This window comes from Acinetobacter sp. NPDC052428 (genome assembly GCF_044547685.1).
Taxonomy (GTDB): Bacteria; Pseudomonadota; Gammaproteobacteria; order Pseudomonadales; family Moraxellaceae; genus Acinetobacter; species Acinetobacter lwoffii_G.
The window spans coordinates 1-14,319 of the sequence record NZ_JBIUAT010000033.1 but is presented as its reverse complement, the minus strand read 5'-3'; the positions used below and the strand labels follow the sequence as shown (position 1 = coordinate 14,319).

Annotated in this window: 11 protein-coding genes; 2 read left to right on the top strand and 9 right to left on the bottom strand. The window is 44.9% G+C overall.

Going from position 1 to position 14,319, the window contains the following annotated elements; translation table 11 throughout:
- Positions 1 to 177: 177 nt before the first annotated feature.
- On the bottom strand, positions 178 to 2,940 hold the full coding sequence (polA, locus tag ACIG3F_RS13620; protein ID WP_396470296.1) for a DNA polymerase I: 2,763 nt from the start codon (positions 2,938 to 2,940) through the stop codon (positions 178 to 180).
- Between the two features lie 161 nt (positions 2,941 to 3,101).
- Between polA and ACIG3F_RS13615 the strand changes: the two genes are divergently transcribed.
- Positions 3,102 to 5,810, top strand: coding sequence for a DUF2339 domain-containing protein (locus ACIG3F_RS13615; protein ID WP_396470295.1), 2,709 nt, complete (start codon positions 3,102 to 3,104; stop codon positions 5,808 to 5,810).
- A 98-nt stretch (positions 5,811 to 5,908) separates the two neighbouring features.
- Here ACIG3F_RS13615 and ACIG3F_RS13610 read toward each other — a convergent pair whose 3' ends face one another.
- Together ACIG3F_RS13610 and ACIG3F_RS13605 are read right to left on the bottom strand one after the other, a co-directional pair.
- On the bottom strand, positions 5,909 to 6,832 hold the full coding sequence (locus ACIG3F_RS13610; protein ID WP_184412616.1) for a mechanosensitive ion channel family protein: 924 nt from the start codon (positions 6,830 to 6,832) through the stop codon (positions 5,909 to 5,911).
- 9 nt (positions 6,833 to 6,841) lie between these two features.
- A complete protein-coding gene (locus ACIG3F_RS13605; RefSeq protein WP_191112231.1) occupies positions 6,842 to 7,621 on the bottom strand; it encodes a hypothetical protein in 780 nt (259 codons plus the stop codon).
- Positions 7,622 to 7,765: 144 nt separating this feature from the next.
- On the opposite strand from ACIG3F_RS13605, the gene gspE reads away from it, so the two are divergent.
- A complete protein-coding gene (gspE, locus tag ACIG3F_RS13600; protein WP_005267419.1) occupies positions 7,766 to 9,253 on the top strand; it encodes a type II secretion system ATPase GspE in 1,488 nt (495 codons plus the stop codon).
- 50 nt (positions 9,254 to 9,303) lie between these two features.
- Here gspE and ACIG3F_RS13595 read toward each other — a convergent pair whose 3' ends face one another.
- The 6 genes from ACIG3F_RS13595 to ACIG3F_RS13570 form a co-directional block, all read right to left on the bottom strand.
- On the bottom strand, positions 9,304 to 9,699 hold the full coding sequence (locus ACIG3F_RS13595) for a DUF4951 domain-containing protein (protein WP_396470294.1): 396 nt from the start codon (positions 9,697 to 9,699) through the stop codon (positions 9,304 to 9,306).
- Between the two features lie 174 nt (positions 9,700 to 9,873).
- A complete protein-coding gene (locus ACIG3F_RS13590) occupies positions 9,874 to 10,299 on the bottom strand; it encodes an organic hydroperoxide resistance protein (protein ID WP_005107792.1) in 426 nt (141 codons plus the stop codon).
- A 102-nt stretch (positions 10,300 to 10,401) separates the two neighbouring features.
- Positions 10,402 to 11,229, bottom strand: coding sequence for a carbon-nitrogen hydrolase family protein (locus ACIG3F_RS13585; protein ID WP_396470293.1), 828 nt, complete (start codon positions 11,227 to 11,229; stop codon positions 10,402 to 10,404).
- Positions 11,230 to 11,249: 20 nt separating this feature from the next.
- Positions 11,250 to 11,768 (bottom strand): anti-anti-sigma factor GigB, encoded by a 519-nt coding sequence (gigB, locus tag ACIG3F_RS13580; protein WP_005103337.1) that lies wholly within the window; start codon positions 11,766 to 11,768, stop codon positions 11,250 to 11,252.
- A 112-nt stretch (positions 11,769 to 11,880) separates the two neighbouring features.
- Positions 11,881 to 12,849: an RsbU family protein phosphatase GigA gene (gene gigA / locus ACIG3F_RS13575; RefSeq protein ID WP_004732911.1), complete on the bottom strand. Its 969-nt coding sequence runs from the start codon at positions 12,847 to 12,849 to the stop codon at positions 11,881 to 11,883.
- Between the two features lie 103 nt (positions 12,850 to 12,952).
- Positions 12,953 to 13,852: a VacJ family lipoprotein gene (locus ACIG3F_RS13570; protein WP_253147004.1), complete on the bottom strand. Its 900-nt coding sequence runs from the start codon at positions 13,850 to 13,852 to the stop codon at positions 12,953 to 12,955.
- Positions 13,853 to 14,319: the final 467 nt, after the last annotated feature.

Below are 14,319 nucleotides of genomic sequence, written 5' to 3'. Positions count from 1 at the left end.
GGAAGGATTTGTTAAACTTCCCAAACGGTGAACAAGTTTTAATCGCAGTACAAGAAGATGGGATATTAACCTCTCCCTAACCCTAACCCTCTCCTGAGAGGAGAGGGGATACCTTTAAAATAATATTGGTTTTCACTCTCTCTCCCAGAGGGGGGAGGGCTGGGGTGAGGAAACCCTTTAATGCGCCTCATCCCAGTTTTTGCCTTTACCCACTTCTACCACCAATGGTACAGAAATCTGCAATACCGATTGCATCACTTCAGCCAGTTTAGGTGCCAGTTCATCGGCAATGTCTTCATCGACTTCAAACACCAGTTCATCGTGAACTTGCAGCAGCATTTTGGCCTGATTTTTCGGCAACATCTTGTCGACTTCAATCATCGCCATTTTAATGATATCCGCAGCTGAACCTTGTAGCGGGGCATTAATCGCAGCACGTTCTGCCGCTTTACGCACCATCATATTACGGGCATCGATATCTGGAGTATATAAACGGCGTCCGAGCAGGGTTTCAACAAAACCCTGTTCTAATGCGACCTGACGGGTACGTTGCATATAGTCATAAATGCCCGGATAACGATGGAAATACTGCTTGATATAATCCTGTGATTCCTGACGGGTAAAGCCCAACTGACGGATCAAACCAAATTCGGACATACCGTAAAGTAGCCCGAAGTTGACGGCCTTGGCTTGACGACGCTGGTCATTGGTCACTTCTTCCAAAGGAATGCCTAGAACTTCAGCTGCGGTACGGCGGTGTACATCCTGACCGTGAATGAATGCATCCAGCAGAGCTTCATCCTGAGATAAATGTGCCATGAGACGCAATTCGATTTGTGAGTAATCGGCTGCCAGCAAAACACGACCTTTCGGTGCCACAAATGCCTTGCGGATTTGACGGCCAATTTCGGCACGAATCGGAATGTTCTGCAGGTTTGGATCAGTCGATGATAAACGGCCAGTTGCAGTCAGTGCCTGATGGTAACTGGTATGCACACGGTGGGTATCAGGATTGGCCTGTTTGCATAAGCCATCGGTATAGGTACTTTTCAGCTTGGACAAACCACGATATTCCAGAATCAGCTGGGCAATCGGATGTTCAATTTTTTCCAGTACACTTTCACTGGTACTGTATTGTCCGGTGGTGGTTTTTTTACCGCCTTTTAGCCCCAACTTTTCAAATAACACTTCACCGACCTGTTTAGGTGAGCTGACATTAAAGCTTTCATCGGCAATTTCCATGATCTGGTTTTCCAGATTGTGCATGGTATTGGAAAATTCGCCCCCAAGCTGATCTAGAAAAGCCAGATCCAGTTCGATGCCGTTTTCTTCCATTTGCGTCAGTACACGTGCGACCGGAACTTCAATATTATGCAGAATATTCACCAGTTCAGGATGTGCCTGTAATTTGCTGCTCAAGACTTCATAAAGACGATAGGTAACATGTGCATCTTCTGCAGCATAATGCGCTGCAGTTTCAAGTGGAATCTGGTTGAAGGTCTTCTGTTTGGCGCCTTTACCGGCCACCTGTTCATAAGTCGTGGTCAGATGACTCAAATACAGACGGGCCACATCATCCATGCCATGACGAGTCGCGACGGAATTCAGGACATAGGAAGCCAGCATGGTGTCGAAATACCAGCCTGCCAGATGAATACCATGATTTTCCAGTACATGTGCATCATATTTCAGATGATGACCAATTTTCTTTACAGACTCATCTTCCAGAATTGGTTTGATCTGCGCCAGAATTACTTCACGATTCAGCTGTTCCGGTGCGCCTTCATAATCATGTGCCAAGGGAACATAGTAGGCATCTTGCGCATCGAAGGCGACCGAGAAACCGACAATCTGTGCAATACGATAATCCAGACTGGTGGTTTCGGTATCAAAGGCAAAACGTTTTTCGGTACTTAAGCGTTCAAACAGTGTGTCCCAATCTTGTTGGTTTAATACCGTGTGATAGGTGGCTTGTCCTAACTGGTCATCACTGCTGGTCACAGACGCATGGTCTTCCAGAGGTTCTGGTGCTGTAACCGCTTTGGCGTTAATAGATTTTGCTGCTTGCTGGTAATTTGAATTATTCGGGTTGTTCGGGTGATCTAAGGACTGCAGCTGGTTACGGAATTCCAGCTCGGTGTACAAATGACGTAAGGTCTCGACATTCGGCTCACACAGTTTTAAATCGTCATAACCAAAGTTAAGATCCAGATCGATCACAATACTGGCCAGCTGATGGTCCAGTGCAATGCCATCGACATGTTCTTTAATATTTTGACCGACTTTGCCTTTGATCTTGTCGACATTTTCTAAAATGCCGCCAATCGAGCCATATTCGTTAAGCAGTTTTGCTGCAGTTTTGGCACCGACACCTGGCACGCCCATGATGCCATCTGATGCATCACCCATCAGGGTCAGATAGTCAATAATCTGATTCGGCCAGACGCCAAACTTTTCAAACACGCCGTCGACATCCAGCGGTTTTTCTTTAAAGCTGTCTTCCAGGGTAACTTTTTCGGTCACCAGTTGCGCCATATCTTTATCGCCCGTAGAGATCAGCACCTGATGTCCCATCGCCTCGGCACGTTTGGCCAGTGTTCCGATAATGTCATCGGCTTCGGCACCCGGTAAGGTATGCAGGGGAATGCCCAAAGCGCGGATCAAGGCATGCAGATAAGGAATCTGTTCGGATAATTCCGTTGGCATGCTGGGACGGTCACCTTTATAAATCGGTGACAGCTCATGCCGGAAGGTCGGTTCTGGGGTATCGAAAATCACCGCCATATGGGTCGGTTGGGTCCGGCGCATCAGTTTTTGAATAGCAGAAATCGCACCACGAATTGCATTGGTATGTAAACCGGTTGACGTGGTTAATGGTGGCAGTGCGTGAAAGGCACGAAATAAAAAGTAAGAGCCATCGACCAAGACAAATGGTGGCATGTAATCAATTCCTTATTCAAAATACAGCGCTATTGTACGTGATTTTTACTGCGCTCGCTGAGGCGAGTCTGAGTTTACAGCTTAGCGAATATCGGCTGAAGATGAAATAAGCAGCACAAGCTGTTGTATGATGGAATGATTCAGGAAAGAGAAATATAAGAATGGCTGCAGGACGGAATGAGTTACGCATGATCTGGCTGATTACCCTGCTGATTGCCGGGATCAGTGCCTGGTATCTGGGTTATCAGATTGTGACTTATCTGTGTGGTTTGGGTTTTATCTTTAGCGTGATGCAATATGTCACTGCGGTAGAAGCACCGCTGAATCAATTGGCCGGACAGCAGCAGATGTCCCTAGAACGCAATTCTAAAGTTCCTTTATATATTTCTTCAATTACTGCCATTGTTGGTGGACTGGCTGAACTGGATTGGCTGATGGGAATTGGGATTACGGCCTGGGTATTCTTTTTGCTCAAGTGGCTGCAACGTCTGGAAGGACGTTTGATACAGTTGCAATCACAATCTCATTCTGCCGATCCCTTACAGCGATCACCGGATTGGTCCGATTCTGTTCCATTCGTGAAAACTGAGTCTGCCCAAGAGGTAAACGACACTCCTCATCTGGTAGATCAACTGCAGCGCTGGCTTTTTCAAGGGAATCCAGTCTTAAAAGTCGCAATCAGTATTTTAGTGATCGGTATTATTTTACTGCTGCGCTTTGCCACTGAGCACTGGCAACTCAGTCTGGCTGCAAAATTGGGCCTGGTTGCACTGGCAAGTGGCTGTGTAACAGGTCTGGGTTATCGCCTGATGCAGAAAAATCGGAGTTTTGCTCTGGCACTGGAAGGACTAGGTTTGGGCAGTCTGTTCCTGACCTTATTTTTTGCCTATTACAATCTGGTGATTCCCACGTTACCGTTGGCGACGTTGCTATTCCTCATCATTCTGGTTATTACCCTATATTTAAGCCTAAAACAGGAAAGTATCGAACTGGCCTTGATGGCTTTGCTGATTGCTTATCTGGCGCCGTTTACCTTGCCGACCCGCGATGCTTCTGCTGTTGAGCTGATCAGCTATTATCTGCTGATCAATATCGGGGTGGCAGTACTGAGCAGTTTCCGGCCATGGAAGATTCTCAATCAGATTGCTTTTTTAGTCACTGGGGTCGTTGGCGGGATATATAGCCTGATTCATGGTTATACATATGAGCGTTATGCCATGACTGCGCTGATTCTGGCACATAGTGCACTGTTTATCTGGCTAGGTTTCCGCTTTAGCCAGTTGCTGGCACGACAGGATCTCTCACGTTTTCAGTTAAAACCGGTATTGGACTTAGCGCTGATTTTTGCTGCCCCTATTACCGCTTATATTTTTCTGTATCTGATTCATTTTAATCAGCCCAATCAAAAACTCTGGCAAGCTGGGTTAAGCCTGTTCTTTGCACTGGTCTTTGCCGCTTGCTGGACACTGCTGCACCGTAAGCAAACTATCCAGCTCATTTCGCAGAGCTATCTGAGCCTGATGCTGATTTTTCTCGCCTTGGTGCCACCGATCTTATTGACAGAGCAATGGAGTGTGGTCGGCTGGGCCGTTGAAGGTGTTCTGATTTATTTGTGGGCCTTGGAAAAAAATGTCCGGGTAGCACACTATCTGAGCATGGGCTTATTGCTGATGGCCGGATTCAGCAGCCTGTATTATCTGGTCGAGATTAATCCAACACCGCGAATCATTTTCTGGATTTTGAGTCTGTGCTATGTGGCAGTCGTAGTCATCAGCCAGCTTAAAAAGCAGTACCAGCAGCAGATGGATAGTCTGAGTGTCAGCTTTTTAAGCAGTTTAAGTGTTGCGGCCAGCCTGATGTTATTTGCCTTGCTGGAAGATGAATTTCCGAGTCAGCATGCCTATGTGCTGAGTTTATTTATCATCATACTGGGATATGTACTGTTCAATGAAATGATCCTGCGCAAAAATCAGGAGTGGTCCTGGTTACTGCCGAAGTGGAGCGGCATCTCGCCCTTGCTGGTCATTGCGGCGATTCTGACCCTGGATCGTAGTCAAAATGCGGTGATTGTCTGGAATAGTAGTTTTGAACGTGGAGTTTTTGCCCTTTCTACGATGCTACTAGCCATTTTGTGGCTTAGACCGTTGGCTGGCTTGCAGCTCTCCAAGGAATGGATGAGTTTTGGTGTTTTTAGCAGTCTGGCTCTGGCAAGTTTATGTCTGATCCCGAACATGCCTTATCTGAGCATGGTGATTTTACCTTTATTATTCTGCCTGTGGTGTTATCGACAGGATCCGCAGTCAGGCTGGCAGCAGCTTTGGCAAACCAAGAGCTGTTTATTGCTGATGGCAACTTGGCTGGTTTGTTCACAGTTATTTAGTCAGCAAGCCTTTCAGTATTACTGGCTGCCAATTCTGAATCCTTTTGATCTGATCAGTATCGCCATGTTTGCCAGCTTTATCTGGATGCTGTTACAGCAAATTAAAGTGGGACGTGATAAAGGCATGATCGCAGTTTTAATGGTACTAAGCCTGTTATGGCTTTCCAGTTATATTGTTTTAAGAGCTTTACATGTGTACCTGCAGACGCCGTTTAATGAGCTGGCATTATGGAGCAATGCGACAGTTCAGCTTAGTCTGACCATACTCTGGGTATTGCTGGCCTGGATTACCATGTGGACAGCAACACTCAAAAAACTGAAACCAATGTGGATTTTAGGCGGCAGTATTCTGGTGATTGTGACCTTGAAGCTCGTACTATTTGACCTGTCACATATTGGCACCCTGACACGGGTGATTTCCTTCCTGCTGGCGGGCGGGGTGATGCTGCTGATTGCTTATATTGCGCCGATGCCGGAGAAAACTGATTAATTGAATCCTCTCCCTAACCCTCTCCTTTAAGAAAGGAGAGGCAACATTCTTCACTGATGCAGGTTTTGGTTTCGATGTTACTCTCACCTAAAGTTAATTTATTTTAAATCTGGCTCTCTTTTCATTGCCTTGTCATTGGCGTATTGATCGATCTCTTCATTCTCCAAAGGACGGGAAAGTGGGTGATCGACAAAGCCCATTTTCGGCACCGGAATTTCAATCTGGTTATCGACAAAGCCGTTGCGAATCCGTTCCTGCATTTCATCACGAACTTTCAGGTAGTTTTCCTGTTGGCACCACACAGCAAACAGCAGTTCAATCGAAGATTCACGGAACGCAGTAACGGTGACTGCCGGTTTTGGGTCGGCCAGAACCAGTGGATACTTGTTGGCAACATCCAACAGAACTTCGCGCACCTTGATAATATCTTCATGGAAATTGATCGCCAACGTAATCGGAATCCGCCGTATCGGAAATTTCGACAAGTTCTGCACCGGTGCCCGAATTAGCTGTTCATTCGGTAAACGCACATAGATATTATCTTGGGTCAAAAGTTTAACCGAGAGCAGATCAATCGAAATCACTTCGCCTTCAATGGTATGTCCACGAATCAAGGTAATCTGGATGGTATCACCGACTTCAAAAGAACCTTCACCAATCAGGAACAGGCCACTGATCAGGTTGGATGCTGAGGTTTGCGAAGCAAAACCCAGTGCGACCGTTAAAATTCCGGCAGCGCCAAGGAAGACACTGAGTTTAAAACCAGCCTCTTTCAGACTGGCCATCACAAATAGCAGGAAGATAAAATAGAAAATCCCGCGGCGCCAGACCAGTTTTTGATGGGCATTAAAACGGACACCAATGGTGCGAATAAAGGTATTGGAAATAAAGCGCGCAATCAGGAAACCAATAAAGCACAACACCACCGCCACCAAAACTTCGGTCAAACGATCGGTATTGATATTGGTAAATACTCCCTTCAGGCTATTGGTGACTTCGGTCGGAATATTTGAACTTGGCATCAGACGCCCTTAGAAAAATGAATCAAACATATTAAATAAAGCGCCTGCCGGATCGCGCGGTGGATGCAGATAGGCGACTTCGCCGGCATTCGGCGGCGTGCGGTTTTCCACCCGGATCCGCGGTGGACGATCCGAACTCTCATGCAAGACCCGGATTTGCGAGGTCCATAAGCGGCCGGTACTTTCACTGTAAAAAAGCGGCAGGGCAGGCACTGGCACATTCATTCGGTCAAAGCGCAATTGCTGGTTACTTGTATTGTGAAACTCAATCGGCGTGACTGCACGAAAGGCTCGCGGATGTAACTGTTTCAGTTCGGTTCTGCCATCGACTGCGGTGGCATAGCAGATTTCCCCCGAGCGATGATTGGGTCCAAACCAGGTGTCTTTTGGCAAGATTACCGGCAAATCGAAAATCGGTTCGCGCTGCCCCTCGACAAAACCGGCAATCCATAAGGGCGTGCTGATATAAAGCGTACCGCGCTGTCCGGCAGGAATATAAATCGGATCGACCGGCTTGATCACCACAGAACGATCGGCAAGGCGAGGCATCAGCTGCAGTTTATTTTGTGTGGATTTGAACATATAGCGTTCAATTTTCACGGGCGGTGGAAATGCAAAATTCGGATCATCAATCTGACGCCATTGCTGCTCATAATCGTATTGCACAGAAGGGCGGAAATATTCCAGTCGCCATTCCTGAATCCCTCGGGTTAGCCGAAACAGCAAGGAGCCAAACTGCCAGGCTTTAGACTGATTTATTTCAAAATTCTGTTCTCCCCACCAGCGCATTTTCGCTGTATTCGGGATTAATTCATCTTTATCTTGCGGCAATCTTGGCACCCTTTCTTGCTAAATCTTTGAAAACATACTTCACGCTGTCATATGCTTAGAGTACACTCAATTTAAATTTTTTCATCATTATTATAATCCGCGATGCAAGTACTTAAACAATTACAAATCCCATATAGCTTCGCCAAGCGCCATGGTGTGCTGTTGCGTTATGAGGGAGATCAGGCCTTTATTCTGCGTCGTGACAATACCTCGATGCTTGCATTGCAGGAAGCTCGCCGTCTGCTCGGTTATCCGGCTCATTTTCAACTCTGTAGCGAACAGGAATTTAACCAGTTACTCAGTTCCAGTTTTGCCGGCGATAGCGGCGAATCGCAACAGGTCGCTGCCGGTCTGGAAGATCATCCGGATTTACTCAGCCTGGCTGATTCCGTACCTGAAGCTGAAGACCTGATGGATCAGGAAGATGATGCGCCGATTGTGCGGCTGATCAATGCATTGCTCTCAGAGGCGATTCGTGTCGGGGCTTCCGATATTCATATTGAATCTTTTGAGAAAAAACTGTCGGTGCGTTTACGGGTCGATGGCCAGTTACGCGAAATTGTACAGCCACGCCGTGAACTGGCACCGCTTCTGGTTTCACGGATTAAAGTCATGGCCAAACTGGATATTGCCGAAAAGCGTATTCCTCAAGATGGCCGTATTTCATTACGCTTGGCCGGACGTGAAGTCGATGTCCGTGTATCCACCTTGCCATCTTCTTATGGGGAGCGGGTGGTGATGCGTTTGCTGGACAAGCAGGCCGGCCGTTTGAACATGACCCATTTGGGTCTGATGAATAATGACTATGATCGACTCAAGACCTTAGTACATCGCCCGCACGGGATTATTCTGGTGACTGGCCCGACCGGTTCGGGTAAAACCACCACCTTGTATGCGGCACTTTCTGACCTGAATGACGGTTCCAAGAATATCCTCACAGCTGAAGATCCGATTGAATATCAGCTGGAAGGCATTGGACAAACGCAGGTCAATACCAAAGTGGATATGACCTTTGCCCGTGCGTTAAAAGCGATGTTACGTCAGGACCCGGATGTGGTCATGGTCGGTGAGATTCGTGATCTGGAAACGGCAGAAATTGCGGTACAGGCATCCCTGACTGGACATCTGGTGTTATCCACCTTGCACACCAATACCGCGATTGGTGCGGTTACGCGTCTCAAAGATATGGGAATTGAACCATTTTTGCTTTCCAGTTCTTTAATCGGGGTAATTGCCCAACGTCTGGTGCGTACCTTGTGTCCACATTGCGCGACTTGGCATGAAGCAGATGCTTTCGAGAAGAATCTATTTGGCAATATTGAGCATCCCCAAGATTTAAAATTACCGCAACCTCAAGGCTGTGAACGTTGTGGCAATACTGGCTTTAGTGGTCGTACCGCGATTTATGAAATTGTGCCAGTCGATGATCATATGCGCCGTTTGATTCATGGTAATGCGGCTGAATATGAAATCGAAAGCTATGCACGTCAGCAGTCAGGTTCCATTCGTGATGATGGTCTGCGTAAAGTATTGGCCGGAAAAACCACGATTGAAGAAGTATTGCGAGTAACCAACGAAGCAGTAGAATAATTTTTTAATCTGCTCGCTTTATCATAATGATCGTCAGGACTTTTGGATATTTACCAGAGACTGACGATTTTTTTCATGAGTTGTGCACGAAAAGGTGCAGTCGGATTTCCCGGATTACGCAGAGTTTCATTTTCATAGAATGTCTGCCAGGCTTGCGCCATTTCTAAAGTGACACCATGCTGTTTTATTTTTTCAACGTCGACTTTGTTGACAGTGTGGAAACGGGCTTGGGCATCTTTGGAGCCAGCGCCCCAACCAATAATCCCTTTACCAAATTCAGGCAGAATCATATTGTTGGGTGTTGCAGGAATGGGTAGGCGTTTAATTTCAGTATTGAGCAGAGATTTTATTTTCGGACGGATTTTTTCTGAGAGATAAAGATCTGCAAAAGAGGCAGTAGCAACAGTGAGTAAGAAAGAACTTAACAGAATAGGCTTTAATAGCAATATAAATCGAATAAATGCAAATAAGAATCATTATATATAAGATCTTGAGTTTTTGCTGCTATTTTGAAAACGAAGTTGGATGTTGAGGGAAAGTGAAGTGACTAAAAGTTGAAATTTATAATTGAAGTCTAGCTATCCTGAAACTTTTTTCAGGATAGCTGTTAAATAAAAAAATTAAGTAATTACGTTTAAGTTCACATCAATATTATTGCGGGTCGCATTCGAGTAGGGGCAGACAATATGCGCAGCATCGACCAGTTTTTGTGCTTCTTTCTGATCCATGCCTTCAAGATGGATATTTAAGGTCACTTCGATCCCGAACCCGGTAGGAATCGGACCAATTCCAACATCACCTTCAATATAGGCATCTTTGCTGATGTTGAGCTTGTCACGATTGGCAACAAATTTCATTGCACCTAAGAAACAGGCAGAATATCCTGCGGCAAAGAGCTGTTCAGGATTGGTTCCACCGCCTGGTCCCCCCATTTCTTTGGGTACGGCCAATTGAACGTCCAGAATCTGATCGTCAGAAATGGCGCGGCCATCACGGCCCCCTGTGGCTTTGGCATGTGCGGTATAGACGGCTTTTTCTAATGACATGAGTTAAATCCCTGTTTATTTTTCGTAGAGCTTCTATGCTCGGTGATTTCACCTGAAGAATAAGCAGGGATTTTGTTATTTTATGCAAGCAAATGACACGATTCAGGAAAGTTGCAGAAGTCTACGGTGTTGCATTAAAGGCATGGATTCACGCACTTTTTGCTGTTCATTTAAATCAAAGTCGACGGAAATGAGTTGAGCACCTTCTGCATGGATCATATTAAGAAGCTGTCCACGACTATTAGTGGCGGCTGCATGTCCCCAAGTCTGACGTTTTTCACCGTGCCAGCCTTGTTGAGCTGCACCAAGCACCGAGCATTGGCTGTCTAGAGCACGTGTTTGCAGAAGAAGCTGCCAGTGCATTTCACCTGTGGTATAGGTAAAAGCAGAAGGAGCGGTCAAGAGGTTTGCACCTTTGGCTCGTAGATTTAATGCTAGTTCAGGAAAGCGCAGGTCATAACAGACCATCAAACCAATATTGCCAAAAGGTGTTTTGGCTACGACAACATCTGTGCCGGGTTCAAAGAACTTGGATTCCTGATAACCACCGACAGCATCACCGACTTGCACATCAAACAAGTGAATTTTGTCATAACGCGCTTCGGTCCGTTCCGGACTGATACACAGGCTAACGGTACGCACGCGGCCATCTTCAATGATCGAACCATCCGGACGATAAGGGCAGGGTAATGTACCAGCGACGATCCAGGTGTCATATTGATGGGCAAGTTGTTCCAGACGCTGCTGAATCACTTCAAATTGTGCAGCAGTTTCACGCTGTTTTCCTGCGGCAAAACAGACAAAGTTTTCCGGGAAAACAATCAGTTCAGCTCCATTGGCCTTACTTTGTTGAATTAAAGATTCAATCTCCACGAAATTGGCATCAATTTCATTTTGAGAATTCATTTGTACAACAGAAAGTAAAGTCATAGGGTCCTCTTATAAGATGGTTATACCTTTTGCTCGGAAATTTTATCTAAATTGTCTTGCTCTTTCTGTAGCTGTTTGACTAAAGGTTCAAACATGTTCTGATTGCTTTGATTCAGTTTCATCAAGGTTTTATGCGCATCCAGAACCGTATTCAGCATATTTTGATGCGTGACATATTCTTCCATCAGCGCACGTGTGCAGACATTTGGATCACCACAATAATTCAGAATCACAAACACTTGGCTCAATCCCATACTGTTGGCCAAAGTGGTAATGTCAGAATTGGTAGAAAGCATGACAGCCTGAATATTGTGTACTTGCTTGAGTTTGAGTCCTAGTTTCGCTAAAACACCCAGTACGGTACTGTCAATGAAACTGGTTTCGGTGAGATCAACGATAGCGCCAACTACGTTGTCTTGCTGTTCAATTTTGTTCAGTAATTTGTCTAGACTAATACAAGATTGGGCACGCACTTCGCCGATAAGCTTAAAAATATGCGTTCCATTCAGACTTGCATATTCAACATGACCTGTTGACATATAAATGCCATTTGCAGAGAAGGATATTAAATTATCCCATAGGGTGTATTGATACTCAAGTGGCTGAAAGTAGTAATCAAATTAAGTGCTTATAAAGCCTGTAAATATACTGCTAATTTACGCGGATAAAGCTTAAAAAGGCGATATCGTCAGCCACATGTTCCGGAGCCTGAAAAGATTGATTCTGCAAATGGTGTAATAATTGCGAGAATTGTTCATTTAAACCACCATCAAAAGGTTCCAGTGCGCCATCCGAACAGATAATAAAGCGCGCATTGCGACTTAATACCCATTCATTTTCCTCAACTTCAAGATCTTCGGTTAAGCCCAAAGGGAAACTGCTGGAAGAGAGGATTTTAGGTTCTTGATTGGGTTCAAATATAATCGGTGGAGGATAATGTCCAGCGCTGGACCATTTTAATACATGGGTTTCCAGATTAAGAATCCCGGCAATCATGGTGATGTGCTTTTCAATATTTTCCTGCATCAGCATACCGTTCAGCTTCTTGATCAGCTCGCGCGGCGTCTTGGAGCGGCCATGGAAAGCTGCCATCCAGGACGTGAGCAAACTACTGGTGACGCCATGTCCGGATACATCGGCCAAATAGAAAATCACTTCTTTGTCGCTGATTTTCCAATAATCATACCAATCCCCTGAAAGATAGGCTGAAGGCTGAAAATAGGTTTCGACCTCGTAATTGGTAAGTTCAATCGGATTCGGTAACAATTTTTTTTGTAGTTCTGCAGCAGAAGGCAGGTCACGGCTATCCTGGTTACGCTTATATTGTGCATCAATTTTTTGTAATGCCAGATCTGGATTCTCGGGAAGCTTGTTCCAGATCCAGCCGGCTAAAGCACCTTGTTCCCAGGCCTGAGCCAAAGCAGTACCTTCATTTTCTAAGGCCAGTACAATCGTAGGCAGATTCCACTTATATTTCAGATAATCATGTACATCTGCAATCGCAATAATCGTAGAGTCATATAGTTCATGATCATCCAGATAGATCATCTGAACATGCGGAAGCGTATCAAGTACTTGATCTAAATAAGGAATATCACGAGTCGGTTGAATGAAATACATAAAAAAGTGATTCAATCCCAGGATTGGTTGTAAGATGTACTATAACAAGCAAAGTATTGCTAGCGAACAGATTTTCACTAGCAATCATACATGAAGCTTAAACTTAAAGATCTTCGTTTGAAGATTCAATATTGCTATCACGAGAAGGTGCATCATCAGAATTTTCATCTTCAAAATCATCTTCTAGGAACAGTGTATCTTGTTCTGTGCCTTTCTTTTCTGCAATTGCGTAATTGGTACGTTGCAAATAAATATCGCGAATCTGCGCATAGCGATCACCCGTCAGCACCCCTTCAACGTCCAGTATTTCAGAACGGGTATCAATGGCACGCCAAAACTGATCAGTCCAGTAAAGTCCATCTTCATCTTCGAGAATGTATTTTTGTGGACGAGCTTGACTATCTACAGCAGTACCGATTACGCCACGGACAGAACTTGGACCTAAAAATGGCAACATGATATAAGGGCCAGAAGGCACGCCATAATACCCTAAAGTAATTCCAAATTTTTCCTCTTCATGGCTCAAGCCAAGGCGACGTGCTGGATCAGCCAGTCCTAAAGTCGTTAAGGTATTAATAGTAAAACGACCTAGAGATTTAGCAGCGCGGGCAGGACGACCTTGAATCAGCTGATTCACCACATTCCAAGGTTCACCCAGGTTACTGCGGAACTGGGTATAGCTGCCACGAACATCTTGAGGAACTTTTTCCACATATTGTACAGCTATGGGACGTACCACGGTGCGGTCAATCGCATCATTAAACTGATAGATCTTTCTATTTAACGGCTGAAAAGGATCTTTAACTTCTTCAGCTTGTGCTGCACTGGCATCAACTTTCAGTTGCGTTTGTAATTGTTGCGCTTTGGTTGAGATCTTTGTTCTAAGTGGCGTTTTTGCAGGCTCGTTTTCCAGATTTTCCACATCGGTGGCCACCTCGGCGAAAACATGTGCGCTTGAGGCTAAAGAAAATAAGCATATAGATAAGTAAATAGAACGATGCATAAGGTAACCCGAGGCCTTTTCTGTGTAAGTAGCACTACTTATTAGTATGAAAATAATAAACGTTATATTCACGAATAGACATCATTTAAGCAAATTTGTATAAAAAATGAATGAAAACACACGAAAAGCTTAAAAAATATACATACAAAATGATTTTCTTGAAAAAGGTGTTGCAAGGGCTCTGAAATGCTGTAGAATGCACATCCATCGGCGGTGATGAGGATTAAAACTTCTGATAAAACAGTGACTTAGTTAAGTTTAATTGAGTTGGGTTTTATTTGATAAGTTTGAAAATAATCTGAATTACTGGTTGACTTTCTAGAGATAGAGAGTAATATAGCCGACCTAGCTTGCTGGTGACGAATCAGTAAGAAGATCATTAAGAGATTATGAAGAACAACTTGTGTGGATTTTTACTGGTTGATCGATCGAAATTATTTTCATTGATTGATGGTAGAAATTACTCG

Bases quoted from the DNA above. Each gene is read 5' to 3' on its own strand.
- polA (WP_396470296.1), bottom strand. From the start codon at position 2,940: ATGCCACCATTTGTCTTGGTCGATGGCTCTTACTTTTTATTTCGTGCC.
- ACIG3F_RS13615 (WP_396470295.1), top strand. From the start codon at position 3,102: ATGGCTGCAGGACGGAATGAGTTACGCATGATCTGGCTGATTACCCTG.
- ACIG3F_RS13610 (WP_184412616.1), bottom strand. From the start codon at position 6,832: ATGCCAAGTTCAAATATTCCGACCGAAGTCACCAATAGCCTGAAGGGA.
- ACIG3F_RS13605 (WP_191112231.1), bottom strand. From the start codon at position 7,621: ATGCGCTGGTGGGGAGAACAGAATTTTGAAATAAATCAGTCTAAAGCC.
- gspE (WP_005267419.1), top strand. From the start codon at position 7,766: ATGCAAGTACTTAAACAATTACAAATCCCATATAGCTTCGCCAAGCGC.
- ACIG3F_RS13590 (WP_005107792.1), bottom strand. From the start codon at position 10,299: ATGTCATTAGAAAAAGCCGTCTATACCGCACATGCCAAAGCCACAGGG.
- ACIG3F_RS13585 (WP_396470293.1), bottom strand. From the start codon at position 11,229: ATGACTTTACTTTCTGTTGTACAAATGAATTCTCAAAATGAAATTGAT.
- gigB (WP_005103337.1), bottom strand. From the start codon at position 11,768: ATGTCAACAGGTCATGTTGAATATGCAAGTCTGAATGGAACGCATATT.
- gigA (WP_004732911.1), bottom strand. From the start codon at position 12,849: ATGTATTTCATTCAACCGACTCGTGATATTCCTTATTTAGATCAAGTA.
- ACIG3F_RS13570 (WP_253147004.1), bottom strand. From the start codon at position 13,852: ATGCATCGTTCTATTTACTTATCTATATGCTTATTTTCTTTAGCCTCA.